Here is a 26,675-nt window from a genome sequence, read left to right as displayed (position 1 = left end):
TTAAAAAATATTATTATGTCACACGCACATGAATCAAATACAGGACAAATCTGGAAGGTTTTTGGAATATTGTCTTTTGTAACTATTATAGAAGTAATTTTAGGTATCGTAAAGCCAGACTTTCTTTATTTTTCTGACCTACTTGGTATGAATCTTTTGAACTGGATCTTTTACGGTCTTACAGTTTTTAAAGCATATTACATCGTATGGTCTTTTATGCACATGGGAGGTGAAACTACTTGGTTGAAAAACTCAGTCGTGATTCCTTTAATCTTCTTAGTATTGTATTTACTTTTTATCCTTTTAACAGAAGGACATTATATTTATGGGGTTTTTAAAGATTCAACTATTAAGTGGAATTTTTAACACTATATTAATTCAAACTAAAGGTATTCGTTTTTCGGATACCTTTTTTTTTGCTTACTTTTGTGCTATTAAATTTTGTCTTAAATGAAGAAGAATAGCGTGCTTTTTATATTGTTTGTCTTGCCTATTGTTGCGTATCTTTTTTTTGCATCGGGTGTTAATGGTTTTACTAAATTACCTGTAATTACTACTAAGATTCCTGACGTAGGGAGTTGGCAGTCCCTAAACGGGGAGAAGGTCCATCTTGATGGTAAAATTACTATTCTAGGTTTTGGAGGAGCTGATGTTCTTAAAAACAGAGGGAATCTTTTTAATCTAAATGAAAAGATATACCAAAGGTATCATACCTTCAAAGATTTGCAGTTTGTCATGATTTGTGCAGATGGTACACAAGACGATGTGAAAAAGATTATGGATGCTTTTGATGAGTTTACTGATGTGTCAAACTGGCATTTTTTATTCGCGCCCAAGTCTGAGATTGATACTTTTTACAAAGGTTTGCAACTTAAAGGTAAATTAAGTAACGAAGCAAGTACGCCTAATGTATACATAGTGGATAAAGCAAGAAACCTAAGAGGCCGAAAAGAGGCTAAAGATTACAAAGAAGGTTATAATACATTTCATCCTGCAGAATTAAGTAATGAGATGTTGGATGATTTCAAGATCATTTTATACGAGTACAGAGCAGCCTTAAAAAAGAATCATAATGCAACCAAGCAATTATTAAAGTAATAGTATGTTTAAAAATAAATCTTACATCGGAATTTCATTTATCATCTTAATTTTTGGAATATATGCCATCCCAAAAATCGTTGATCGTTTTAAAGAAGGTGATATTGTCAAGGGGGAACGTTTGGATAATGTTTCGAACTCTAATCAAGTAGATGGGAAATTAGTTGAAATAGGTCCAGCACCAAAGTTTAATTTTAGAAACCAAGACAACATTGATATCAGTAATGAGACTTACAAGGGAAAAGTATATGTATTGGAATTCTTCTTTACCACTTGTCCTTCTATTTGTCCTAAGATGAATCAAAGTATGTTAACGATAGAAAAGAAATTTTTCGGTAACCCAAATTTTGGAATTGTTTCAATCACCATTGACCCAGAGCATGACACTGCGAAAGTTTTAAAAGATCATGCAAAGTTGTTAGGTGTAACTTCTTCTAACTGGAATTTTTTGACAGGTGATAAAGCTGTGATTTTAGGTTTAGCAAACAGTGGTTTCAATTTATATGCGGCTGAAAACGGAAATGTTGCGGGTGGTTTTGAGCATTCGGGTTTATTTGCCTTAATTGATAAGAATGGAAAAATTAGATCTCGTAAAGATGATTTCGGTAACCCACTTTTATATTACGATGGATTAGATAAGAAAGGTGTTAGAGATTTACAACAAGATATTAGCATTTTATTACAAGAATAAAAGATGAAAAAGGAAGATTTAGAACAGAAATATAATAAATGGATCGTTGTATTGTCTATCGCTATTCCGGTAGTAGTTGCAATTCTTTTTGGTGTTAACTTAAGAAAATTAGGGTTTGATGTAGCTCCATTGAGTTTCTTGCCACCAATCTATGCGTCTATCAATGGTTTGACCGCAATAATCTTGATTGCAGCTGTATTTGCTGTGAAAAATGGGAATTTAAAATTACATGAAAATTTAATGAAGACTGCTATTGGTTGTTCATTAGCTTTTTTGGTGATGTATATAGCCTATCACATGACTTCAGATTCTACTAAGTTTGGTGGTGAGGGTGTTATTAAATATGTGTATTATTTTATATTGATTACGCATATTATATTGTCTATTGCCATTATTCCTATGGTGTTGATTACTTACGTTAGAGCTTTGGCTCAGGTCTTTGATAAGCATAAAAAAATAGCGAAGATTACATTTCCTATTTGGTTGTATGTAGCTGTTACAGGTGTGGTGGTATATCTCATGATTGCACCTTACTATAATTTTTAATAATTGATATGCGCAAGTCTTTTCTAATTATCGTTTTTAGTTTTTTATTTAGTTGTGCTGCCCAAGCGCAATGTGCTATGTGTCGTGCTTCGTTAGGAGGCGACGCAAATAAGGTACAAGCAGAAGCAGTTAATGATGGGATTGTCTACTTAATGGTTATTCCTTATTTGTTGGTTGCAGGAGCCGCCTACGCCATTTACAAGATGAAAAAGAATAATAAATAATCTTTATTTCAATCCATCTACAGTGATATCTATCGTGCCATTTATTTTTAATGAGGCAAGTATGGCGTTGTTAGTAAGTTGTATTTTTTCAAATCGAATAGCATCTGTTTTTCCATTGACATAAACGCCGTGCATTGGAGAGTAATTGGTGAGGTACGTCATCAATGTTTTTTGTCCTTCTTCTAAATTTGGAATTATTGAATAGCGACAGCTCTGTTGAATCTTTTTTAAGATATAGGCTTGACCTAACCAATTTGCAGTACGCATAATTTTGCTTTTGGTATCGAGTACATAGTCAAGATTGTCAAAGTAAATTTCTTTCCTACTTTCATCATATTTTGGAAAACCAGACAAATATATAGCACCGTTAATACTACCTATCATTTCTAGCGCTATAATCATTTTACCATCTTTGTGCCAAAGGTCTACTTTTTGTACTTTAATCTTTTTAGAACCTGATCCAAATTCTTGACCGCTAAAATTTTTTGTCATTATTTTCGAAGCATCATTATAACTCGATACCGCAATAATGTTGGCTGTTATTTGGTTTGGAATTTTTGATGCTGCCTTCAAAGTTATTTTAGAGGAATCGAATTTTGTTTGTGGCTGTCTACCAATTAATGTTTCCATGGTGCATTTTAAACCCATGTTCATTATTAAGTTATCGCCTTGTAGCTGCGCATTGCTGGCATAGATTTCAGTAGGATTGATACGTAACCAACTTTCATAGGCTTCGTTTATCTGAAATGGAGTGCTAATCTTGTCTAAGGCTTCCAGAACATTTGGTTTGAAGTCCATTGATTTTTCAATGGTTTCGTCTATCGTTTTTTCGATCTTAGTTTTAAAAATTTTTAAAGCAGGATTGGCAAGGTAGGTTATCGGCATGTTTTTGCCTAAAACAGTCATGGTTGGACTCTCACTCCAATCTATAGACTTTAATGTTGTTACGGTGTTCAATTTCCAATTGGACAGTTGCACTTTACTTGTTAGCGTAACGATACCATTTAGATTAAAGGTGCGAACATCATACATTTCGATTCCCAATGTTTTGGTGCCAATGCGGTATTTAAATTCCATTTTTAATGGAAGTACAGTTGTCGTGCTATTGTTTGTGGCAGTGCTTCCATTATTCGAAATTTTAATTGGAGCAGTTTTCCAAATTTTCAAAGCGATATCATCATCTTCTATAGTATTGTCTTCATAAATCAAACCATTAAGAAGACTGTTCGTTTGGTTTTCGATATCTTTTAATTTGATTTTGATGGGTAAGTTTATAAACGAGGGAACGGTTTCATATACAATAGGGCTTGCATCATCTGGTTCAGGTTTTAAGCTATCTATTTTTTGTAATGTACTACAAGAATTTAAAAAAAGTGTAGTTATAAGCAAAATTATGAATGAAGTTCTTCTCATTTTTAGGATGTCTTTATTGAAGTCAAAAGTAAAAATTATTACTAAGGTATAAAGGTATTAATGGTCTTTATTTTTGAGTATTAAAAAGTATTCTTTATGTTGAATGTTGTTTTTTCGCACATAAATAATGAATTTTTTTGTAGTTAAAATTTTATAACCAACTAGGTTGCTATTGTTAAAAAGTGATAATGGCTATAAGAATTAATAAAGAATAGCTCGAAATCCTCCTTTTTCTTCGATGGTAACTTTGGTTTTGGGAAAAATTTTTGCAATTATTTAGCATTAAAAATAGGTTAGAATTGGCGAACCAGTTTGCTCTTGGTTTTTTTTTGAAATTTATGGTCAACCTATATAGTATTTTGTAATTTAGTATAGAAAATACTGTAGTATTTGTAGAGAATACTACTCTGTTTTAAAACCATTTTGAATTAGTAAGCATATAATATCCAGTTTTTAAATGAAGGTATTTGTTTGGTTTTAACTCCTGTCTTTATAGATGGGAGTTTTTTTGTGCGTTCTTTCGTTGCAATTGATTAGTCTGTTGTTTTTAAAATTCATAGATTTGTTTTGAAGAAAAGCTTCTACAACGATCAACATGAAAAAAATTACTAATTTACTTTTATTATCTCTTTTTCTGTCTCAAATAATAGCAAGTGCACAGTCAAAAAAATGGACACTTGAAGATTGTGTTTCCTATGCCCTTACGCACAACATTTCTATTCAGCAATCTGATCTTGATGTTGATTTGGCAGTAATTGACAAGAAGCAGGCCTTTGGTAACTTTTTACCATCAGTAAATGCGTCTTCTTCTCATTCTTGGAATATTGGTCTTAATCAGGATATCACAACGGGTATTTTGCAAAATAAGACCACGCAATTTACTTCTGCAGCAGGTACTGTGAGTGTAGATATTTATAAAGGTTTGCAAAATCAGAATACACTTAGAAAAAACAACCTTTCACTAGTTGCTGCTCAATATCAGCTTACCAAAATGAAAGAGGATATCTCGCTAAACGTTGCAAATGCTTATTTGCAGGTACTATTTAATGTAGAAAATTTAAAAGTTCAAAAGGTACAATTAGAAATTGATAAAAAGCAAAATGTACGTACGCAAGAGTTGGTCAACACGGGTACGATTGCACGCGGAGATTTATTAGATAGTAAGGCAACGGTAGCTGCTGATAATCAAAGAATTGTTACCGCCGAAAATGTACTGCTAATTTCTAAACTAAGTTTGGCACAATTGCTTCAATTAGAGGATTTCGTTACTTTCGACATAGAAGAAAAAAGTGTTTTTGAAGTCGGATACAATATTTTGACAGAAGATCCACAGTCTATTTTAAAAGTTGCCAAAGAAAAAAGAACTCCTTTGCGAATTGCTGAAACAAATTTGGCTATTGCCGAGAAGAATATTGCTATTGCAAGAGGAGCTTTTCAGCCTACATTGAAGGGTTTTTACAACTATAATACGAGGATTTCCTATTCAGATGTGCCCTTGCGTGATGCTACAGGTAGTATTATCGGACTTCAAAGTGCACCGCCATTTTTTCAACAATTTAATGATAACAAAGGACAGTCGTTTGGGTTACAATTGAATATTCCAATTCTTAACGGTTTTTCAGTTCGAAATAATGTTGAACGTTCTCAAGTAAACTTTCAAAAGTCAAAGATTGCACTTGAACAACAAAACTTAGATCTTGAGCGCTCGGTTTATACTGCGTTTACAGATGCCAAAGGGGCCTTAAAAGCTCATGAATCTTCAGTAGAAGCGCTTGAAGCTAGACAGGAATCTTTTAGATATGCAAAAGAAAAATTCGATGTTGGTTTAATGAACGCATTCGAATTGAGTCAATCACAAACTTTACTGTCTAATGCACAGTCGGAAGTATTAAGAACGAAGTACGATTATATATTTAAAATTAAGATTTTGGAATTCTATTTTGGGATTCCGATTGTAAACATACCATAACCATGTCAAAGAAAAGATTATATTATTTATTAGCCCTTGTTGTTATCGTTATTGCTGTCTTGGTTACCCTCGTTAAAAAAGGTGTGATTGGTGGCGGTGATAAAGGAGTGGAAGTCGAAATTGCAACAGTAGCAAGTAGAACTATTGTAGAAACTGTTTCTGCCACGGGGAAAATTCAGCCCGAAATAGAGGTAAAAATTGCTTCAATGGTTTCGGGAGAAATTATTGCATTACCAATTAAGGAAGGGCAATTGGTCAAAAAAGGAGATTTGCTAGTAAAAATCAATCCGGATCTATATACCTCAAGTTTAAATAGAACCAAAGCTGGTCTTTCGGGTTCGAAATCTGGTTTGTCACAAGCAGATGCGCAGTATACCGAATCAAAATTGAGTTACGAGCGTAATAAAGTTTTGTTTGGTAAAGGAATAATCTCCAAATCGGATTGGGATAAGGCTATTGCTGCTTTTGAGGTGGCGAAAGCGACCAAACAAACGGCTTACTTTAATGTACAAAGCGCCTTGGCATCTGTGAATGAAGCGCAAGATAATTTAGGTCGAACATTAATCTATTCTCCAGCTGATGGAACGGTTTCTATGCTAAACGTAGAATTGGGTGAGCGTGTTTTGGGTACACAACAAATGGCCGGTACCGAAATATTGAGAGTTGCCAACCTGAACAATATGGAGGTTGAAGTAGATGTGAATGAAAATGATATTGTAAAAATTAAAGAAGGTGATGTCGCTAATATCGAAGTTGATGCCTACTTGAAAAAGCGTTTTAGAGGTGTTGTGACGAGCATATCCAATTCGGCTAGTAGTAATTTGACTGCTGATCAAGTGACAAATTTTAAGGTTAAAGTTAGAATTTTGAAAGAATCGTATCAAGATTTGGTAGTTGGTAAACCGTCTACCTATTCGCCTTTTAGACCAGGAATGACTGCTACTGTTGATATTGTGACCAAAACGAAAGCAAATGTGCTAAATGTACCAATTAGTTCTATCGTAGTGAAATCGGATACGCTATCGACCAAAGATGTAGTCGAAGTTGAAGTAGCCGATGATGATAAAGTGGTGAAGAAAGATAAAAAACTGGAATGTGTTTTTGTAAAAGTAGGGGAGATAGCAAAAATTAGAATTGTAAGAACGGGTATTCAAGATGATGCTAATATAGAAATAATTAGTGGTTTGAAAAAAGGGGACGTTGTGATTACAGGGCCTTACAACACGGTGTCAAAAGAACTTAATTCTGGTGATAAAGTCGTTTTGAAATCTGCAAAAGAGGCAAAATAGATTTATATTTGCGCCCTGATTGCATTACTAATTTTACATCATCCATGAGTTATATTTTAAATATTGAAACGGCTACCAAAAATTGTTCGGTATCTATTGCCAAAAATGGAGAAACTATTGTCTGTCTTGAAGCTGCCGAAGCTGGTTTTTCTCATGCTGAAAAGTTGCATGTTTTTATTGAGCAATGTTTAGTTGATGCCACTATTAGTTTTCAAGATTTAGCTGCCATAGCAGTAAGTCAAGGTCCAGGATCCTATACGGGTTTGCGTATAGGCGTTTCTGCAGCCAAAGGATTGTGTTATGCGCTAGGTATTCCGCTTATTGCCGTTGATACCTTAAAGTCATTAGCATCTCAAGCTAACGTAAATGATGGCGTAATCGTGCCAATGCTAGATGCTAGGCGTATGGAAGTATACAGTGCGATTTTTGATGCAAGTCTGCAAAGCAAACGAGAAATACAAGCCGAAATCATAACTGAAGAATCTTTCACTGATCTAGAAGGACCTTTGTATTTTGTTGGTGATTGTGCTGAGAAATGCAAGACAGTTTTGACCGGGGATAAATTTATCTTCCTTGAAAATATTATATACCCATCTGCTAGAGAAATGAGCATTTTGAGTTATGAATTATTCAAAAATGAGGTCACTGTAGATGTGGCTTACTTTGAACCTTTCTACCTGAAAGATTTTATGATTACAACTTCAAAAAAGTAATTATTTTATTCTAAAATTAATGTTGCATTCAATTAAAATTCATCGACTTTTGGAGGAGTGTTTGTCGAATGTTTACATAATAAATTGTTAATGGCTATTAGTTTTCTTCTGATTTTAATAGAATTAGTAAAACAGTTACAAGAAAATTTCAGACACATTGTTCTCTATTTTATCTATAAATTTTTAAATTCACCTTTATTTTAACGAGACAAAATCTAAGCTAAACAACTCTTAAAGGTTATGTTTGGTTGGTACTCATTATGTTTTTTTACCTAAATTTGGCTCTTGTAAATTAATTAATGTAAAAGATGAAACTATCAACGATCCTATTTTCGCTAAGCTTCTTGTTTTTTTCTACCATAGCTACAGCACAAATCAAAAATAGCGACCCCGAAATCGATAAAATGATTTCGGAAATCAAAGCTGAAAATCTGGAAAACACAGTGATAAAGCTAGTTTCATTTGGAACTAGACATACCTTGAGTGATACTAAAAGTAAAACGAGGGGAATAGGGGCGGCTCAGCAGTGGGTCAAATCAGAATTCGATCAATATGCAAAAGAATCAAACGGTAGACTCACAGCAACTATTGATTATTTTACAATTAAAGCAGATGGTAAACGCATCGCTCAAGATAGCCAGTTGGGAAATGTGATGGCTTTGTTGAAAGGAACAGACGCAACAGATGATCGAATGTTGATTATAAGCGGTCATTTGGATTCACGCGTTACAGATGTGATGGACGCCAAGTCAGATGCGCCAGGTGCAAACGATGATGGGTCAGGTGTAGCTGCAATGATGGAATTGTGCAAAATAATGAGCAAGCGTTCTTTTCCGTACACCTTACTATTTGTTGCTGTTACTGGTGAAGAGCAGGGCTTATATGGTGCAAGACATTTGGCTGAATTGGCTAAAAGAGAAAATTGGAATATTATTGCTATGCTGAACAATGACATGATAGGGAACAGTTTATCTAGCGGTACCAATTTACGTGACAATACCAAAGTTCGAGTGTTTAGTGAAGCTACACCATATCTAGAAACTGCTGAAGAGGCAAAAATGCGAAAACAAATTAATAGAGACAATGATAGTCCTTCGAGACAACTAGCTCGTTACATTAAGTCCACAACAGATCAATACGTGGCACAACTTGATGTAACTCTAGTATACCGAAATGACCGTTTTTTACGTGGTGGTGATCATACACCTTTTAGTCAAAATGGTTTTACAGCGGTTCGGTTTTGTGAGATGAATGAAAATTATGATCACCAACATCAAGATATTCGAACTGAAAAAAGCTTAAAATATGGCGATCTCCCTGAATTCATGGATTTTGAGTACCTACGTAAAATTGCCGCTTCCAATTTAGCTACATTGGCAAACCTTGCTTGGTCGCCAAAAGCACCATCCAATGTTGGAATTGAAGTGAAAGACCTGACTAATTTTTCGACTCTTCTTTGGAAAGCTCCCGAAGGTAAAAAGGTGTATGGATATCAATTATTAATTCGAGAAACATCAGATGTCAATTGGACGAAAGCAGTGTTTGCAACCGATACTACAATTACAGTTCCCTATTCAAAGGATAATTTTCTTTTTGCAGTGCAAGCGATAGATGAATTAGGACATGCTAGTTTACCCTTATTTCCCATTCCGGTTCGATAGTTTTCAATTTGAATACACAGTGCAAAAACTTAAGATAGAACTGTAGATTTTTACGAATATCAAAAATTCAGGATGCTATTTTTAATATTTTAAATTGGTGTTTGAATGCTGAAAATAATGCGTTATTAATGTATAAAAAAAAGGTCAAAAGGATAAAACCATATTATTTATGGATCTATCCTTTTGACCTTTTTATGTAAAGTGATATATTATAATTTCAAATAAACAGTCTAAATTACTTGCTGACTGATTTTTCTTTGACATAAGGTTGTATAATAATTCCTGCTTGATCAAAGGCATTTTTACAGCTTTCTAATGTCTCTGTGAACACACTTCCAAAATCTTCTTTGTTCGCCCATGGACGAACAGCAAGTTCTATTGCGCTATCAGTTAAGTTTTTTACAAAAACATCAGGCTTTGGTTCTTGAAGGACTTTAGGGTTGTTGTTTAAAATATCTAAGATGATGTCTTTTGCTTGCTTAATATCTGATTCGTATGAAACGGAAAAGGTTAAATCTGCTCTACGCGTTCCTTTGATGGAGTAGTTTGTTATAATTCCGTTAGAAAGGATTCCATTAGGTATGAATACTACCTGATTGTTTGCGGTTACCAATTTGGTTACAAAAATCTGAATTTCACTTACCGTAGCGATTAGACCCTGAGCTTCGATCAAATCACCATCTCTAAAGGGTTTGAAAATAATGATAAGCATTCCACCTGCAAAATTGGATAGTGATCCTTGTAGAGCCAAGCCAACGGCTAGACCCATAGCTCCCAAAATAGCTACGAAAGAAGATGTTTCTATCCCGAGCTTAGAAATGAATGTAACAAATAATAATATGCGCATCGCCCATAATAAAATGTCACCTAAAAACTGAGAAAGTGTTACTTCTAGGTTTCGTTTGAGCATTATCTTTCGAACAAGTCTATTAATGATTCGAATGGCGTACAGGCCAAGAAATAAAATTATAAAAGCTGAAATTAATCTAGGGGAATATTCTATAATTTCTTTCAGGATTTTGTTAGTGTAAGTGGTAATGTAATTTGGATCTAAATTCATGTTGATTGTAATGAAAAACCTTCTGCTAGAGAAGGTTTTAGGTTTTTAAAATAAGATAAGGAAATTGAATTTCACTTATTTTTTTGTTATGCTTTCAATGGTTTCAGATGTTTTTGTTTTCACATCTTCCATTAATTCTTCGGCGCTATCTTTTACTTTCGAAATAGATTCTTCGGCAAAATTTTCGACTTTGTCTACCAAGGGAGCAACACTTACTTTTGCATCTTCAAAGGCAGTTTCCGCTTTGTCGGCTAATTGTCCAAAGTTTTCTTTGGCTTCACTGAATTTTTCGTCTGCAAAATTTTCTGCTTTTTCCAACATTGGTGCGGCCGCATTAACAGCATCCTCAGCAATGTTTTCTACTTTGTCAGCAAGGTTTGAAGCTGTTTCTTTGGCTGAGCCAAATAAATTGGTGATAAAATTTGATATTCCCATGGTTGTTATAAATTTAGTTCCAAACAAAAACACCTCTTTTTTTAATTCAAGAATTTTTTAAAGCGCTATCTTATTGAAAATAAATTAAATAAATGAAAAATATCAGAATTATTATCTATACCAATAATTCTTTTAAACCGATTCTACATTGATTTTCTCATCGTTCAACATACTTTTTAGCATGTTTTCGATTCCGCTTTTCAACGTAAAAGTAGATGATGGACAACCATTGCAAGCACCTTGCATAATTACCTTTACTGTACCTGTTGTTTCATCATAAGAGTCGAAAGCAATATTCCCACCATCAGCAGCAACTGCAGGTTTTACAAACTCTTCCAAGATATTGATAATTTTTTGAGAAGTTTCATCAAGAGAATCAAAGTTCGCTTCTTTTGCGGCTTCGTCTGTTGCTGTTTTTGGTATAAAATTTTCGTCTAGTACCGTACCTCCATTTTCAATGTATTGTTTGATGAAAGTTCGTAGCTCTAAGGTAATTTCTTCCCAACCAATAAAATCATACTTAGTAACCGAAATATAGTTTTCATCAATATAAACTTCTTTTACGTAAGCATATTTGAATAATTCTTTGGCTAATGGCGAAGCTTCGGTATCATCAATGTTTTTGAATTCAACAGCATTCTTAGTTAACATGCTGCTCACAACAAATTTAAGCGCAGAAGGATTTGGTGTTGATTCTCCGTAAACGGTTACGGGTTTTTTCTTTGGTTTGTTCTCATCAACTGTAATAATTGTACCACCATTGCTAACAAATTCCTCTATTTGTTCTGCTACAGCGTCTTTTACATCATCCCATTCTACAATGCTAAACTTTTCGATAGCAATGAAATTACCTGAAATGTATACTGTTTTTACAAACGGAAGGTAAAATAATTGTTGTGCTAGGGGAGAAGCCTTAGCTTCATCGATATTTTTGAACTCGAAATTTTCGTTTTTTGTAATGAAATCTTCAAATTCAAATTTTAATATAGTTGGGTTTTGTGTTTCTTTTATGAGAATTTTTGTCATGATTTTTTAAATTTCTACAAATTTACTAAAGTTATTTTCTATGAATAACTATATTTGGGATATAAATGGATAAATTAACTTTATTTTAGATTTTAAAGTGGTAGAATTCTCTTTATACTTTGTTTTCAGTAGTCATATTTTTTAAAATAGTATCGATGTTAGGTAAAATAAAAACGTTACTTCTTGTTTTGTTTGTTAGTGGATATACATTTGCACAGGAAGGTATTTCGGTATATTCTGATTATCTCTCAGACAATTATTACCTTATTCATCCCTCAATGGCAGGGGCTGCTAATTGTGCCAAAGTACGATTGACGTCACGCAAACAGTGGTTTGATCAATCAGATGCGCCCTCTTTGCAAACCTTGAGTTTTAATGGTAGGATAAGCGAAAAAGCAGGAGCCGGTATTATTGTTTTTAATGATCAAAACGGGTACCACTCGCAAAAAGGAGTGAAACTAAGTTATGCTTATCACTTAATGTTTTCAAGAGATGAGATTGATTTAAATCAATTGTCTTTCGGTATTAGTGCTGGATTGGTTGAAAGTCAATTGGATGAAACTAAATTTGCTCAATCAGGTAATTTTGATCCGCTAATTAATGGTACAATTGTTCAAAAAGATTCGTATCCTACTTTTGATATCGGTGCTTCTTATAATTACTTGGATTTTTATGCGCATGCAACTGTCAAAAATTTATTAGAGACTAGAAGAAATATTTATTCAGAATTTGAGAGTGATAATCTAAGGAAATATTTATTGAGTGTTGGGTATGTTTTCGGGGATAAAAATTCAATTTTATGGGAACCTTCAGTATTGTTTCAATCTGTGGATCAAACAAAAGAAAAGAGTTTGGATTTAAATTTAAAAGCATACAAAAGCATGGATTTTGGTACACTTTGGGGTGGGTTATCTTATCGTAGGTCGATAGATGGTGCGCAATATGCAAGTGGAAATGGAATCGCAGTGCAACATTTACAATATATTACACCTATAGTTGGTGTTAATTACAAAAATTTCATGTTCGCCTACACCTACTCACATATCACGGGAGCCGTGAAATTTGATAACGGAGGATACCACCAAATTACTTTGGGACTTAACCTGTTTTGCAAAAGAGAAAAATACGAGTGTAATTGTCCTGCGATTAATTAATTTAAAAGAGTCCTAGATGCTAATTAAAACAATTAATGGTAAAACACCGCAAATCCCTGCGGACTGCTTCGTTGCCGAAAATGCAACAATCGTTGGTGATGTCGTTTTTGGTGAGCTATGTAGTGTGTGGTTTAATGCCGTGATTCGTGGTGATGTAAACTATATTAAAATTGGTAATAAAGTGAATGTTCAGGATGGTGCTATTATACACTGTACCTATCAAAAGTATCCAACTATTATTGGGAATAACGTCTCTATTGGTCACAATGCTATGGTGCATGGTTGTGTGATACATGATAACGTGCTCATAGGAATGGGAGCAATAGTTATGGATAATTGTGTAGTAGAGAGCAACTCAATCATTGCTGCCGGAGCCGTAGTTATTCAAAATACGGTTGTAACTTCAGGTTCTATTTGGGCAGGTGTTCCTGCCAAAAAGGTAAAGGAGTTGTCGGAATCTGATTTTTCAGGAGAAGTGGAGCGTATTGCAAATAATTACGTTTTGTACTCCAGCTGGTACAAAGTGGAACCCGAAGATTAAATGTTTATTTTTTCGAAAAAAGCAGTTTTGTAGCTTTCGCTAATTGGTATACGTTTATCATCAATTAGTACTTTGTTTTTTTGTACCGATTTAACATGCTTAATGTTGATGATGTACGATCTATGAATTCTAGCAAACCCTTTACTGCTAAGATTTTGCTCCAATTTTATAAGGCTAATCAAAGTAAGTGTGTACTTTTGATCTGTGGTGTAAATCTTCACGTAGTCTTTTAAACCTTCGATATATAAAATATCACAATAATTCAATTTTATATTCTCATAATCGGCTTTTACAAACATGAAATCCTGTTCTAATTCTGGTGCCGAAATAGCATTTGAATTTAAAACAGTGGCCGGAATAGGATTGTGAAGTTGCTGTGCTCTCGCAACCGATTTTAAAAAGCGATTGAATGGAATAGGTTTTACTAAATAATCTACGGCACCTAAATTAAATCCTTCTACAGCATAATTTTCATAAGCAGTGGTAAAAATCACTAACGGTTTTTTGTCAATGGCATTCAAGAAATCAATTCCTGAGAAATGAGGCATTTCGATATCCAAAAAAATCAAATCAACAGCTGTTTGATTGATAATCGAAATAGCATCAATCGCATTATTGAAGGTATGAATAAGTTCAAGAGATTCAATCTTGCTTACAAATCCTTTTATCAATTCTACCGCTAAGGGTTCATCATCAATAATTACACATCTCATATTTTTATTTTTAGTTCAGATTACGGTAAAGATACCTACTTTTTAAGTATGTGGTCTAATTTTAGTTTTAAGTGTACAGTATAATTATCATCAGACTCCAACGTTGTTAATTGATGTGCGTTGGGGTACAATAAATTAAGTCGGCTTTCAATATTACTCAAACCAATACCTGAGTTTTTCGGGTCTTTATGAAATTCTTGCATTTTGTTTTCGATCCAAAAATCAAGATTATTCTCTTCTATTGTGATTTTGATTTTTACAAAAGCAACTCCCTTATAATCAGTTCCATATTTAAAAGCGTTTTCGACAAAATCAATGAGCAGTAAAGGCTCAATTTGTTTGTCGGCGGTATTGCCATGAATATTCACGAAAATATTTTCGATATTGTTCAAACGCAGTTTTTGTAGATCAATATAATTTTTGATATAGTTGAGCTCTTTCTCCAAGAAGACCGTACTATTATCGGTCTCATAAAGCATATAACGCATCATTTCAGACAGAGTGACAATTGCATCGGGTACTTTGTCTGATTTTTGATAGGCTAAAGAATAAATACTATTTAAGGCATTGAATAGAAAATGTGGATTGGTTTGTTTTCTCAAATAGGTTAGCTCTGTAGCTGTTCTATTTGTCTCTGCAAGTAGTTTATTTTGCTGATCATTGTAAAACTCAGACAATGTTTTGATTACGGTACTGCCTGCAGTGATAAAAAGGTAAAATAAAGCAGGAAGCGCTTTCCTAAAGAAAGGTGGTCTTCGTCTTAAAATCGTTTTTCCGTTGGTCGTCATTATTTTGACACCTTCATCCGGCGGTGCTTCATGTGGAAAAAAGGTAATACGAACAATAACTAATACAATAATAATCGAAAGCAGTAATAAGAGGTATTCCCAAAGCCTTTTTTGTAAAAGAAGTTTTGGTACTAGGTAGTAAAAGTTGAGATAAAATAATCCTATACCCGATATCCATTGAAAATAGAAATCACTATTGATATTTGATTTACTCTCATAAAACGGAAGTGAAGCCGCCATGATAAACAAAAACCAAATAACGAAATGAATCATTATTTGGTTCGAATTTGTATTTTTAATTTGATCTTGCCTCATTTATAATTGTATCGACAATAAATTTAAGTCATTTTTGGTTATCGTGGGCGATAAATTGTTGTTCAATTTTTCTATAACCAGTTGACCAACTTTTAATGCGTCTTTTTCTGATCGAAAACTAACGTTTTTATCAATAACAGGAATGATGCTTTGTTTGATAATTATTTTGTCATTATGGCTAATAGTATATCCCCAACCTGTTGGTGTTTTAATACTTGCTAAGGTAGTATTTGGCTGCTTGTTGCAAGCAATAAATAGAGTTGTAAATAATACTAGTGCTACTATTTGCAACTGCTTTGAACCAAGAAACAGCTTCTGGAAAAAATTCCAGAAGCTGTTAGTATTTATATTAGTTGTCGTCATCTGATTGTTCGTCTTGTGGTTTGAATTCCCAGGCATCATCAAAATAAGATGTTCCTGATTTTCCTAGTAAAATAAAACCTCTTTGGTTGATTGAAAACCCGATAGCATCTGTTCTAGCAGATCCTTCAAGAGCTGTTTTTTCATTCCAAATATCGGTGGTAGGATTGTATTCCCAAATAGTTTTCGAATATTCTCCACAACCAATATACCCTAAGCCATTCATTGCAAATCCAACTGCATTTGATCTTGTTATTAAGTAAGTATCGTGATCCTCTTCATCGTCATCCAAATCTCTTTTTTTAGTCCAAACGTCAGTCGCAGGATTAAATTCCCAAAAGTCAGTTTGATATGCTCCACTGTTTACACCTGTTCCTAAATATGCTTTGTCATTGATTACAAAAACAGCAGCATTTCTTCTTTTATTACCACCAAATCCACTAACAAGTGTCCATGAATCTGCGGTTGCATCGTATTGGTAAAAATCTTTTAGATAATTTCCGTCATAACCTGTTCCAAAATAAGCTTTACCACCTACTTGAAAACCAACTGCAGAATAACGAGCAGATCCAGCGAAATCAGCTTTTTTAGTCCATTGATTTAGGGCAGGGTCATATTGATAAAAATCTTTTAATCTATTGGTTCCATCATATCCAAGTCCTACATACCCTTTGCTGTTAAGCTCAAAAGCTGAGGCAGCGCTTCTTGCTACACCTGTAAAACTTGATTTTTGTTCCCAATAATCACCTGTTGAGTTGTATGACCACATGTCATTAAGGTACTCGTCTCCTGTGTATCCTGTGGTAACATATGCAAAGTCGCCGATTACAAAACTCGTAGCATTTGAACGTGCAGGTCCGTCAAAGGATGATTTCTTAATCCAGTTTCCAACTAATTCTGTTGAGTCGTCTGAACTACAGCTGATAAATGTGGCACCTATTAATAGGGTTGTAAGTAGAAAACTTTTTCTGAAAATATTCATAATTATGTAATTGTATTAGAGTTTGTATTTAATTCCAAAGGCAGCAATAAGGCCTTCGGTGTTGTTATGATTGGTAACTGTATTGCTTTCTGTCAATTTAAATGTACTGTTGTTCTGATATCCTCCTTTAAAAGTCAAAAACCAATCTGAATCAATATTTCTTTCGAATTCAACTAATGAACTTATGGTCGAAAGTTGTAACGTTGAATTTGAGTTACTATCTTGTAATTGAGGGGTGATGGTATAATAACTCCCTTGGATTTGTGTCGAAAGTCTAAAAGTCGTATGAGGATTATTCGAATAAGAAAATTGCGTTGACGGAAAACCTAGATCTACATTGATGCTGTTGCTTATTTGATGATGTAATGTAACTGTAGGTAGTATTTGTTTTTTTCCAAAATAGGTATTTCGTTGTAGTCCGACAGTTAATTGTGTTTTTGGACTAAAGGAATGCTCTAAACCAAGTCCGCCTAATAGTATGATTTCTGAAGTCTTAAAATTTGATTTAAAGGCAGCTACAGGATTTATATTTGCCTGGATCGACCATTGACTTGATAAAGATTGTTTAACTCCAAGTGTATAGGATACTTTTTGAAGGTTATTCAATTGTTCTATAGCATTGTTCCACACCGTCTTAATATTGAACGAGGTATTGGTATATTCTACAGCGTTGTTAATTGCAGTAGTGGTGGTTAGCGCATGACTGCTCGTGATATTAATGTTTTTCTCATTTTTATTAAAATCACCAGTTGACTGCGTACCAATAGTAGCATCAATGATGACACTATTTTGAGCAGATATGAAAGTGGTGGTAATCATAAATAGGAAGTTGATAAATAAATTTTTTGTCATGAATGAAACTATTAGGCCAAAAGTAGCGGTATAAATATTTTTAAAAAAAGAAGATATATAGAACCGCTTTTTTCATAGACTAATTGGCTGTTTTAGCAGTCGGATTCGTTAAGCTATTTCTATTGATGTTTGTAGAGCGAATGGTGCTTTTCATAGACAGTTTAGTCACATTAGTATAAGTTATTAGGTGTCATGATTTGCTCTACTTTATATTTGTTCAAAAAGTGATATGTACAAACGTTTTTTACTATTGATATTAGGGGTTATCGCTATTTCGTGTGATTCGGATATTGATGCAGGTAATTTTGTAGTTGGTTCTGAATTCCTTCAAACCAATAATAATGTTATTTTGGTAGATACCTTCGCAGTAAATGTGTCTACGATTCAAATTGATTCCTTGGTAACCTCTAGTCGCTTGCGCATTGCAGTTGGAAGCTATACCGACCCTATATTTGGAAAAGTAGAGGCGAAAAGTTATTTTCAACTTACAGGAGATAGTTATTCTATCAATGCTACTTCATCAGACACTGATGGGTCTAGTTATGTATTTGATTCCATTAGAATGGTGATGAAACTGGATAGGTATTATTACGGAGATACGCTGAAAGTACATTCATTTGATATTCATAGACTACAACAAAATGTAAAGGCCACTCTAGAAGATGGTACTTTTCATAACGATTCTAACCTGACGTACGATGCTGAAATTTTAGGAACAGTATCTTATAAACCGAAACCAAACAGTCAAGATTCTGTATCTGTAGCTTTGAGTTCCGTCTTTGGTAGAGCCCTTTTTCAAAAGTTAAGAAGTAACCAAATAGCGAATTCAGATGAATTTGTTGAATATTTTAAAGGATTTGTAATTACTCCAACGGCAGGAAATTCATCCTCAGTCATGGGCTTTAATTTGGCTAGTGAATTACGCCTTTATTATTCCAAATCACCATCGGAGAGTGAAACTTCTTTGGTTAAGACTTTTAATATAACTGATGCCGCAAAGCAGTTTAATAACTTTAAATTGGACAAAACGGGTACAGTTATAAGTGATCTGCCAAGCTCTACACTCAACTTATCAAGCTTAAAAACGGGTAATAAAAGTTATATACAATCGGGTACAGGAGTTGCTTGCAGAGTCGAGATACCTAATATTAAACAGTTGAAAAGATTGTATACCAACGGAGTAATTGTTGATGCACAGCTTACAATAAAGCCGGCAAACGGTACGTATACAGATAATTATCCCTTGCCTGATTCGCTACAAGTTTATGTAGTCGATCATTTAAATCGAATTAAAAGTTCCTTGACAACTTCTTCAGGTGCTGCAGCCTACGCCATTTTAAATACTAAAAAAGATGAGTTTAACGAAACAATTGGTTACACGGTTTCTGTTGGTTCGTTTCTTCAAAGTGAGTTGCTGAGAGTGACTGATCAGCAGTATTCGTTACTTTTTGTACTACCTAATCTAACCAAAGGTGTAAACAGGGTAGTGCTTGCCGATCAAGCTAGCAAAGAAAATAAATTACAACTAAAACTCTATTATATCTCTTACTAGATGAAAATTAAAATAATATTGATTGCTTTTTTACTATTGCTTTGCGAGACAAATTATGCCCAAAGCATTTCTAGTTCACCTTATTCCCTTTTTGGTTTGGGGTCAGAATATGAGGCAGATTATGGTTCTTTGCCTGCAATAGGATCATCAGGAAGTGCTTTGCCTACAAATAAATTTATTAACAGTTTGAATCCCGCTGCATTGGGATTTATGTACCAAAATCATTTTTTACTCGACGTAGGGGGAAAAGCAATTTCGACAAGTTACCAGGATGTTTCTACTAAAGAAAGCCGGAACAATATGCAATTTTCGCATATCGCTTTTGCATTTCCAATTAGTAAAAGATCGGGTGTAAGTGTCGCTTTAAAACCATATTCTAGTAGTTCATATACTATTTCAAATCTAGCCTTAGATATAAAAGATAGTAACGAGAGTTACATATATGGCGCTACAGGTACGGGCGGACTAAATGATTTTGATGTTTCATACGGCTATCGAATAAGCCCAAAGTGGTCTGTTGGAGCAAAAGGATCTGTATTGTTTGGAAATACAGCCGTTAATGAGAATTATTTTGTTTCGAATTCATTATTAAATATTCAAAAAAATTCCAATTATGGAGGTGTTCGAATGACGGTAGGATCACAGTTTGAGGTTGATTCTACTCTTACTATTGCTACAACTATCAAAACACCAACTACTATCAATGCATCAAAAACAGGTACAATCACTTCTACTAGTTCAGCAGGATCTACAGTGGTAGCAACTGATCTTACTTTGGACTCTGATGATTACAAGATGCCATTAGAAATAGGGTTCGGAATTAGTAAAGTTTTCAAAGAGAATTTTAGTTTTACAGCGGATTATTCAAAGAGTTTTTGGTCAAATACCAATCAATCCGATTCTTACGGATTGTTTTTAAACCAAGATAAATTTGCAGCAGGACTTTCATTTGAGCGTGCTAAGCAAGGTCGCTCTTATTTTGATCGAATGAAATATTCTACAGGATTTAATTATGATACGGGTTATCTAGAGATAGAAGGTAAAAGAATTCGAAATGTAGCAGTATCAGTTGGAGTTTCGATTCCTTTGGATAATATGTTCTCAAGGTTGAATGTTTCTTATTCTTATGGTCAAAAAGGAAGCATAACCAGCGGCTTAATCAAAGAGAATTATCACAAAATATCACTTAATTTAAGTTTAGATGGACTTTGGTTTGTCAAAAGAAAATTCGATTAAATTAAAAATTTTTTTCCAATACATTATAATGTCCTCCAATGATATCCTTTAATACCACGGGATTGGTATTGGTATAAAATAAGGGTTTGCTACTTTTTGAAGTGGTGAACCCTATTTTTGTTTCCAGTATTTTCTGTGTTTGCTTGGCTACCGCAGCTCCCGAGTCTATGATATGAATGTGCTCTGGAAGTATCTTTTTTATCTGTGGTATGAGGTAAGGGTAGTGGCTACAGCCCAAAACCAAATAATCAATGTCTGCCGTGATCATTGGTTGTAAATAAGATTCTAAAAGTGCATACATTTCAGGTGAATTCATTTCACCAGCTTCAATCAATTGGACTAATCCATGGCCAACTTGTTCAATTATTTTTGTGGATTGAAATTTTTCTGCTGTTTGTGTAAACAATTCGCTTGACAAGGTTCCTTGTGTGGCCAATATGCCTATAACTTGCGTCTTAGAGTTTAAAGCTGCTGGTTTGATGGCAGGTTCAATTCCGATGAAGGGTACTTGATACAATTCACGAAGCTCTTTTATTGCATTTGTAGTAGCAGTATTGCAGGCTACAACAATAAGTTTGCAATCTCTTTGTAATAAGAATTCGGTATTTTTGATACAAAGATCAATTATCTCTTGTTTTGATTTTTGACCATAAGGAGCATTTTTACTATCAGCCAGGTAAATTGTTTGTTCATTTGGTAACAGGGCATGGATAGCACTCCAGATCGAAGTACCGCCTATTCCAGAATCAAATATACCTATCGGTTTGTTGTTGTCCATCTACACAAAGTTAGTCGCTCTATTTTAAAATTCCTATTCACTACTCAAAAAAAAACCGTTCAATTTCTGGGTAGAAAAGGAACGGTATAATTTTTTTGTAAAAGTCGTTTTTTAGAAACCTAAATCTTTTTTTACGTCAGCTGTGATGTTTGGACCATCAGCAAGTAATAAAGTAGATCCGTCAAGAACATATTGAAAACCTTTTGCTTTTCCAACTTTTTGGATTGAAGCTCTCACTTTTTCCATTAATGGTTTTACAATATCAGATTCTTTTTGTTGTAATTCTTTTTGAGCGTTGTCTCTAAAGTCAACAATTCTCTTTTGCATATCCTGCACTTCTTTTGAACGGTCACCGTTAACTGCATCAGTTACTGTAGCCGATTCTGCTTCGTATTTTTTTAGTTTTGCTTGGTATTCTTCAACCATCTTTTTGTAGTCAGTATCATAAGTACCACTTAGTTTTTCAAGTTGCTTTTGAGCATCAAGCATTGCTGGCATTTTGGCCATGATTTCACTTACATCAACGTGAGCTGTTTTTGCTTGTGCGTTCATAGTTTGACTTGCTCCGAAAATAAATAGTGCAGCAATTAATAAAGTTTTAATTTGTTTCATCGGTTTTTAAATATTAAGTAATTATTTATTGTTTAATTGTAATTCTCTAGCGTTCTTAATTGAATCTCTAACTTGTAATGCTTTTTCGCGTTTTAATTCAATCTCTTTTTTTCGTTCTTCAATGATTCTTTTTCTTTCCTCAAGCGCTTTCGCTCTAATTTCTTCCGTAGTCAACGTCTGAGTAGATTCGGCTGCTTTTACTGTTTCAGCTGGCTTATTTGTTTTGGCTTGTGCCGCTTCTATCTTAGTAGAGGCAGAAACCGTGCCACTTTTTTTAGCTTCTCTTTCAGCAAGAACTTGCGCTCTTTTTTCTTCCAATTCTCTTTTGCGGTCTTCCATCAATTGCTTTCTATCGGCAAGAACTTTTGCTTTTGCATCTTCTTGCGCTTGTCGAGCTTCATCTGCCTTTTGTTGCGCTGCAGCTTTGGCATCTTCTGTGTTAGATGTGGTGGCATTTGAACTAGGAACAGCAGTTCCATTTCGCTCAGCAATTAAAGCAGCTCTTCTATCTTCTGCATCTTTTTTCTTTTGTTCAGCAGCCAATTTTCTATCTGCAAGTAATTTTTCACGTTCTGCTTTTCTTGCTTCTAGTGCGTTTTGTCTGTCTACAAGATTAGGATTAACATCTACTGCATCTTCTTTCTTTTCTCTGGCAAGTTCTGCTTCAAGTTGTTTTTTTGTTAGCTGCTCTCTTTTATTCGAACGATTTAAGATTCGCAGTACCAAATCACTAATGTCATATCTTTTGGCAGCAAAAATCATTGTAAAATCCGATGTCTTGTCAAATATGAAATCATATTTCTGTTGTTCAGCAACATCTTGTATCGCAGTGAAAACTTGATCCTGAATCGGTTTAATTAAATCGGTCTTTTGAGTAGATAAATTTCCGTTTGGTCCAAATCTTAGCTGTTGCAATTCTAGCAATTCTTTTTCAAGAAATTTAATTTCTGTCTCTCTTTCTTCGATTAAACTTTTAGTCAATAGCGGTTTCTCAGCATTTAATGCTTCTGTTGCCTTATTGAGATCATTTTTTTTAACCTCAATTTCTTGTTTCCACTTTTGTGCTTTGATTTCCAACTGTGCATTAGCCTCTGTATAATTAGGAACATTTTGCAAAATGTATTCCATATCAATGTACCCGATTTTAGTACCTCTAGTTTGGGCGCTTGTCGTATACGTGCTCGCTAATGTAACTGCTAAAACTAAAAAGTATTTTCTCATATCTTATGAAATTTGAAAAATTAACTGTTCTTAAAATTGTTGCCCAATAATAAAGTGGGTTTGCCATCCGCTTTTAGTCGTTTGTCCGGTAGCGGCATCAAATCCATGTCCAAAATCAATTCCAAGTAGTCCAAAGGCAGGCATAAATACACGTAGTCCAACACCAGCGGATCTTTTTAAATCAAAAGGATTATAAGTCTTGAAATCTGCAAATGCATTTCCAGCTTCCAAAAATCCTAATGCATAGATAGATGCTGAAGATTTTAAGGTAATTGGGTAACGCATCTCCATAGAGAATTTATTATATACTGTTCCTCCAATTTGTTGACCATATCTACTACTAGTTAAATCAGTAATAATTGGCGTCAACGAGTTGTTGGTATATCCTCTTAATTGGATTGTTTCTCTACCATCCATTGAGTAATTAGCCATTCCATCTCCCCCTACATAGAAACGCTCAAAAGGAATCACACCTCTATCTTGGTTATAAGCACCTAAGAAACCAAACTCAGTTAAGGTTCTTAAAACTAATTTACCATAGATTTTAGTATACCAATCTGCTTTGAATTTCACTTTGTAATACTCTAACCAGTTGTATTTTTGTTGGTCTACTTTTGAAGCATCAGCTCCTGCTTCTTGGTAGGTAGATACTACATTACCACTAGCATCATAATAGGTTCCTGCAGGCGTAACATTTCCACTTGCATCTGTAACTGCAGTTGTGCTTTTTAATTTGTACGCTTCAAGGTCTCCTAAACCAGCATAATTGATTCCGTTTACCAACGAGTATGGGAAAGTAAATTTAGCAGAAATACTTACTTCAGATCCGTAGGTCGGGAAAATAGGGTTGACCCCTTTGTTATTTCTTGTTAAACCAATTGTATAGGCTAGATTTCGTGATTGTCCGTTACCAAAGGTAAATAAACCTGTGTTGTAATTGTTCAAATCATAATGTTGGTAACTCAAACTTTGCGATAATACAAAGAAATCATCCGGCACAGTTAATCTTTTTGCTAAACCAACAGACAATGTCAAGATGTTAAAACTCTTGCTTTTATCAACTCCTGATGAAGAGGTGAAATTGGTTAAAAATTGTTTACTATATGAAAGTGAAGTGCTAAATTGTACGGGCTTCTTTTGTCCGAACCAAGGCTCAGAAAATGATAAACTGTACGTTTGGAAATAGGTACTTGCTTGCAAACGCAACGATACTTTTTGACCGTCTCCCATTGGTAATGGTTTATAAGCTTCTTTGTTCCCGATATTTCTTGCCGAGAAGTTGTTGAACGACAGTCCGAGTGTTCCAATGAATCCACCACCACCATAACCACCTTGTAGTTCGATTTGGCTAGATCCTTTTTCGACTAAGTTGTATTCAATATCAACTGTACCTGCACTTGCATCTACATTTTTAAATTTTGGATCGATAGCCTCAGGATCAAAAAATCCTAATTGACCAATCTCACGAATGGTTCTTACCAATAATTCTTTACTGTATTTTTCACCTGGTTTGGTACGTAATTCTCTGTAAATAACGCGGTCATTTGTCTTGTCATTTCCAACCACTGTAATTTTGTTGAAATAAGCCAATGGACCTTCGGTAACTCTAATCTCAAAATCAATACTGTCATTAACAGTTTTTACCTCAACGGCATTGATGTTCGAAAATAAATAACCATTATTTTGGTACAAGTTCGTAATGTCTTCACCGTCAGGTTTAGATTTATCTGCAATTCTTTTTTCTAATAAAACACCGTTATAGGTTTCTCCTTTTTTAACACCTATTATACGACTCAAAAATTGGTCAGGATAAACTGTGTTTCCTAGGAATTTGATATTTCCAAAATAGTATTTATTACCTTCTTCGATTTTGATTTTTATTGCAAGTGCGTTCTTTTCTTTGTTAAATGAAACAGAATCAGATACAATTCTGGCATCACGATATCCTTTTTCTTTATACGAAGCAATCACTTTTTCTAAATCCTCTTTGTACTTCGATTTTATAAATTTCGAAGCTTTTAGAATTCGAATTGGGTTTTTCTGTTTGGTGTTTTTCATTGCCTTACGCAATGTTTTATCAGACAGTTTTTCGTTACCAACAAAATCAATTTCATGGATTTTTACTTTCTCACCCTTGTCAATATTCACAAGCATCTTCACTTGATTGACTGCAGTAGTATCCGGAATTGTTTTGATGTTTACTTTAGTATTAAAATAACCATCTTTTTTGTATTTGTTTTCTAAGTAGTTTTTAGTGGTAGTAATTAAGTTCTCATTTACTACTTTGCTTTGCGTTAGACCATTATCTTTGATTAATTGGTCAACTTTATTCTTTTTAACCCCTACAAATTTTACCTCACTCAGTTTTGGTAACTCTTTGATATCTAGGTCTAAATAAATACTATCTCCTTCGATTTTATTAATGTAAAACGAAATTTCATCAAAAAGACCTAGTTTACCTAGTTTTTTGATGGCGCTACTAATTTCTTCTCCTGGTACAGTAATTGTTTGTCCTTTTTCTAATCCAGAAAAAGTAACTACTGTTTGGTCGTTAAAACTTATTTTGTTTGTAAGAGCCACTTTGGCGATGATGTATTTTTCACCCTTGTCAAAATCAACTCTCTTTTGTGCTTTGACTTGCGAAAAACTTGCCAAAAATAAAAAGGTTAATACTGCTTTTATACTGTTGTTCAACACTAAAAATTTATTTAATTTGTTCACTTGTTTTTCCAAATCTTCGTTCTCTTTTTTGATAACTAATAATAGCCTCATATAAATCTTGTTCTTTAAAGTCAGGCCATAATATATCTGTAAAATAAAATTCGGCATATGCAATCTGCCAAAGTAGAAAATTACTAATACGATGTTCTCCGCTAGTTCTAATTAATAAATCTACATCTGGTAAATCATGCGTGTAAAGATGCTCATTAATAACTGAATCGTCAATATCGTCAATTGAAATTATATTATTTTTAACTTTATCGCTGATTGTTTTTACCACATTAACTAACTCTTCTCTAGAACCATAGCTGAGTGCTAGTGTTATAGTCATTTTGGTGTGATCTTTTGTTCTATCAACGACTCCCTTGATTACTTTTTTTGCATTGTCAGGTAATTTGTCGAAATTTCCAATCGTTGTCAGTCTAATTTTCTTTTCTTCAAGCAGCACCAGTTCTTTAGTTAGCGATTTTACTAAGATTTTCATCAAAGTATCAACCTCTAGTTTTGGTCTGTTCCAGTTTTCAGTTGAAAACGTATATAAAGTAAGATTTTGAATGCCCAATTCAAAACAAGTCTGAATGATGTCTTTTACAGACTCACTTCCTCTTTCATGGCCAAATGCACGAAAGAACCCTTGTTTTTTTGCCCAGCGACCGTTACCATCCATAATGATAGCAATATGTCCTGGCAAATTGTCTTTGTCTATTTTGTCTAGTAAGTTCATT

The 26,675-nt window shown here is 34.1% G+C and carries 27 protein-coding genes; 13 read left to right on the top strand and 14 right to left on the bottom strand.

The window, feature by feature from the left end:
* Positions 1-15: 15 nt before the first annotated feature.
* The 5 genes from FFWV33_RS01780 (at position 16) to FFWV33_RS01760 (ending at position 2,559) form a co-directional block, all read left to right on the top strand.
* A complete protein-coding gene (locus FFWV33_RS01780) occupies positions 16-366 on the top strand; it encodes a cytochrome C oxidase subunit IV family protein (RefSeq protein ID WP_108739307.1) in 351 nt (116 codons plus the stop codon).
* A gap of 84 nt (positions 367-450) precedes the next feature.
* A complete protein-coding gene (locus FFWV33_RS01775; RefSeq protein WP_108739306.1) occupies positions 451-1,098 on the top strand; it encodes a hypothetical protein in 648 nt (215 codons plus the stop codon).
* A 4-nt stretch (positions 1,099-1,102) separates the two neighbouring features.
* Positions 1,103-1,789: an SCO family protein gene (locus FFWV33_RS01770; RefSeq protein WP_108739305.1), complete on the top strand. Its 687-nt coding sequence runs from the start codon at positions 1,103-1,105 to the stop codon at positions 1,787-1,789.
* 3 nt (positions 1,790-1,792) lie between these two features.
* Complete coding sequence (locus FFWV33_RS01765) at positions 1,793-2,335, top strand: DUF420 domain-containing protein (protein ID WP_108739304.1); 543 nt, start codon at positions 1,793-1,795, stop codon at positions 2,333-2,335.
* An 8-nt stretch (positions 2,336-2,343) separates the two neighbouring features.
* Positions 2,344-2,559, top strand: coding sequence for a hypothetical protein (locus FFWV33_RS01760; RefSeq protein WP_108739303.1), 216 nt, complete (start codon positions 2,344-2,346; stop codon positions 2,557-2,559).
* Between the two features lie 3 nt (positions 2,560-2,562).
* On the opposite strand, the gene FFWV33_RS01755 is transcribed toward FFWV33_RS01760, so the two are convergent.
* Complete coding sequence (locus FFWV33_RS01755) at positions 2,563-3,972, bottom strand: DUF4403 family protein (protein ID WP_108739302.1); 1,410 nt, start codon at positions 3,970-3,972, stop codon at positions 2,563-2,565.
* Between the two features lie 595 nt (positions 3,973-4,567).
* Here FFWV33_RS01755 and FFWV33_RS01750 point away from each other — a divergent pair.
* From FFWV33_RS01750 to FFWV33_RS01735, 4 genes are all read left to right on the top strand, one after another.
* The gene (locus FFWV33_RS01750) at positions 4,568-5,941 is read left to right on the top strand and encodes a TolC family protein (protein ID WP_108739301.1); all 1,374 of its coding nucleotides are present in this window, start codon (positions 4,568-4,570) and stop codon (positions 5,939-5,941) included.
* A gap of 2 nt (positions 5,942-5,943) precedes the next feature.
* The gene (locus tag FFWV33_RS01745; protein ID WP_108739300.1) at positions 5,944-7,230 is read left to right on the top strand and encodes an efflux RND transporter periplasmic adaptor subunit; all 1,287 of its coding nucleotides are present in this window, start codon (positions 5,944-5,946) and stop codon (positions 7,228-7,230) included.
* Positions 7,231-7,274: 44 nt separating this feature from the next.
* Positions 7,275-7,943 (top strand): tRNA (adenosine(37)-N6)-threonylcarbamoyltransferase complex dimerization subunit type 1 TsaB, encoded by a 669-nt coding sequence (gene tsaB / locus FFWV33_RS01740; RefSeq protein ID WP_108739299.1) that lies wholly within the window; start codon positions 7,275-7,277, stop codon positions 7,941-7,943.
* A gap of 308 nt (positions 7,944-8,251) precedes the next feature.
* A complete protein-coding gene (locus tag FFWV33_RS01735) occupies positions 8,252-9,604 on the top strand; it encodes a M20/M25/M40 family metallo-hydrolase (protein ID WP_108739298.1) in 1,353 nt (450 codons plus the stop codon).
* A gap of 235 nt (positions 9,605-9,839) precedes the next feature.
* Here FFWV33_RS01735 and FFWV33_RS01730 read toward each other — a convergent pair whose 3' ends face one another.
* From FFWV33_RS01730 to FFWV33_RS01720, 3 genes are all read right to left on the bottom strand, one after another.
* Complete coding sequence (locus FFWV33_RS01730) at positions 9,840-10,664, bottom strand: mechanosensitive ion channel family protein (protein ID WP_108739297.1); 825 nt, start codon at positions 10,662-10,664, stop codon at positions 9,840-9,842.
* A gap of 75 nt (positions 10,665-10,739) precedes the next feature.
* Positions 10,740-11,099: a hypothetical protein gene (locus FFWV33_RS01725; RefSeq protein ID WP_108739296.1), complete on the bottom strand. Its 360-nt coding sequence runs from the start codon at positions 11,097-11,099 to the stop codon at positions 10,740-10,742.
* Between the two features lie 132 nt (positions 11,100-11,231).
* Entirely contained in the window at positions 11,232-12,125 is an 894-nt protein-coding gene (locus FFWV33_RS01720; protein WP_108739295.1) for a NifU family protein, read from the bottom strand.
* Between the two features lie 155 nt (positions 12,126-12,280).
* Here FFWV33_RS01720 and FFWV33_RS01715 point away from each other — a divergent pair, with 155 nt between their 5' ends.
* Together FFWV33_RS01715 and FFWV33_RS01710 are read left to right on the top strand one after the other, a co-directional pair.
* Positions 12,281-13,279, top strand: coding sequence for a PorP/SprF family type IX secretion system membrane protein (locus FFWV33_RS01715; protein WP_108739294.1), 999 nt, complete (start codon positions 12,281-12,283; stop codon positions 13,277-13,279).
* Positions 13,280-13,295: 16 nt separating this feature from the next.
* A complete protein-coding gene (locus FFWV33_RS01710) occupies positions 13,296-13,820 on the top strand; it encodes a gamma carbonic anhydrase family protein (protein WP_108739293.1) in 525 nt (174 codons plus the stop codon).
* Here the strand turns inward: FFWV33_RS01710 and FFWV33_RS01705 are convergent.
* The 5 genes from FFWV33_RS01705 to FFWV33_RS01685 are packed head-to-tail and all read right to left on the bottom strand — an operon-like array spanning position 13,817 to position 17,830.
* Positions 13,817-14,533 (bottom strand): LytR/AlgR family response regulator transcription factor, encoded by a 717-nt coding sequence (locus FFWV33_RS01705; RefSeq protein ID WP_108739292.1) that lies wholly within the window; start codon positions 14,531-14,533, stop codon positions 13,817-13,819. The genes FFWV33_RS01710 and FFWV33_RS01705 overlap by 4 nt on opposite strands.
* 35 nt (positions 14,534-14,568) lie before the next feature.
* The gene (locus FFWV33_RS01700) at positions 14,569-15,594 is read right to left on the bottom strand and encodes a sensor histidine kinase (RefSeq protein WP_245891620.1); all 1,026 of its coding nucleotides are present in this window, start codon (positions 15,592-15,594) and stop codon (positions 14,569-14,571) included.
* Between the two features lie 42 nt (positions 15,595-15,636).
* A complete protein-coding gene (locus FFWV33_RS01695) occupies positions 15,637-15,999 on the bottom strand; it encodes a DUF4907 domain-containing protein (RefSeq protein WP_108739290.1) in 363 nt (120 codons plus the stop codon).
* Complete coding sequence (locus FFWV33_RS01690; protein ID WP_108739289.1) at positions 15,986-16,978, bottom strand: Kelch repeat-containing protein; 993 nt, start codon at positions 16,976-16,978, stop codon at positions 15,986-15,988. The genes FFWV33_RS01695 and FFWV33_RS01690 overlap by 14 nt, the downstream gene beginning before the upstream one ends.
* Positions 16,979-16,993: 15 nt before the next feature.
* Positions 16,994-17,830: a DUF6268 family outer membrane beta-barrel protein gene (locus FFWV33_RS01685; RefSeq protein ID WP_108739288.1), complete on the bottom strand. Its 837-nt coding sequence runs from the start codon at positions 17,828-17,830 to the stop codon at positions 16,994-16,996.
* A gap of 229 nt (positions 17,831-18,059) precedes the next feature.
* Between FFWV33_RS01685 and FFWV33_RS01680 the strand changes: the two genes are divergently transcribed.
* Positions 18,060-19,382 (top strand): DUF4270 family protein, encoded by a 1,323-nt coding sequence (locus FFWV33_RS01680; protein ID WP_108739287.1) that lies wholly within the window; start codon positions 18,060-18,062, stop codon positions 19,380-19,382.
* Entirely contained in the window at positions 19,383-20,618 is a 1,236-nt protein-coding gene (gene bamG, locus FFWV33_RS01675; RefSeq protein WP_108739286.1) for a BamG family beta-barrel-assembly machinery protein, read from the top strand.
* A gap of 1 nt (position 20,619) precedes the next feature.
* On the opposite strand, the gene murI is transcribed toward bamG, so the two are convergent.
* From murI to FFWV33_RS01650, 5 genes are all read right to left on the bottom strand, one after another.
* Positions 20,620-21,396 carry a glutamate racemase gene (gene murI, locus FFWV33_RS01670; protein WP_108739285.1) on the bottom strand — a complete coding sequence of 259 codons (777 nt, stop codon included), beginning with the start codon at positions 21,394-21,396 and terminating at the stop codon, positions 20,620-20,622.
* Positions 21,397-21,507: 111 nt separating this feature from the next.
* The gene (locus tag FFWV33_RS01665; RefSeq protein WP_108739284.1) at positions 21,508-22,008 is read right to left on the bottom strand and encodes an OmpH/Skp family outer membrane protein; all 501 of its coding nucleotides are present in this window, start codon (positions 22,006-22,008) and stop codon (positions 21,508-21,510) included.
* Between the two features lie 21 nt (positions 22,009-22,029).
* Complete coding sequence (locus tag FFWV33_RS01660) at positions 22,030-23,229, bottom strand: OmpH/Skp family outer membrane protein (protein WP_108739283.1); 1,200 nt, start codon at positions 23,227-23,229, stop codon at positions 22,030-22,032.
* A gap of 30 nt (positions 23,230-23,259) precedes the next feature.
* Positions 23,260-26,001, bottom strand: a complete 2,742-nt coding sequence (locus FFWV33_RS01655; RefSeq protein WP_108739282.1) for a BamA/OMP85 family outer membrane protein — start codon at positions 25,999-26,001, stop codon at positions 23,260-23,262.
* The gene (locus FFWV33_RS01650) at positions 25,934-26,674 is read right to left on the bottom strand and encodes an undecaprenyl pyrophosphate synthase (RefSeq protein ID WP_108739281.1); all 741 of its coding nucleotides are present in this window, start codon (positions 26,672-26,674) and stop codon (positions 25,934-25,936) included. The genes FFWV33_RS01655 and FFWV33_RS01650 overlap by 68 nt, the downstream gene beginning before the upstream one ends.
* Between the last annotated feature and the right edge of the window lies 1 nt (position 26,675).

The sequence above is a fragment of the Flavobacterium faecale genome (assembly GCF_003076455.1).
GTDB classification, from domain to species: Bacteria; Bacteroidota; Bacteroidia; order Flavobacteriales; family Flavobacteriaceae; genus Flavobacterium; species Flavobacterium faecale.
The sequence above is the reverse complement of the archived record's forward strand: the minus strand, read 5'-3'. Positions and strand labels throughout refer to the sequence as shown.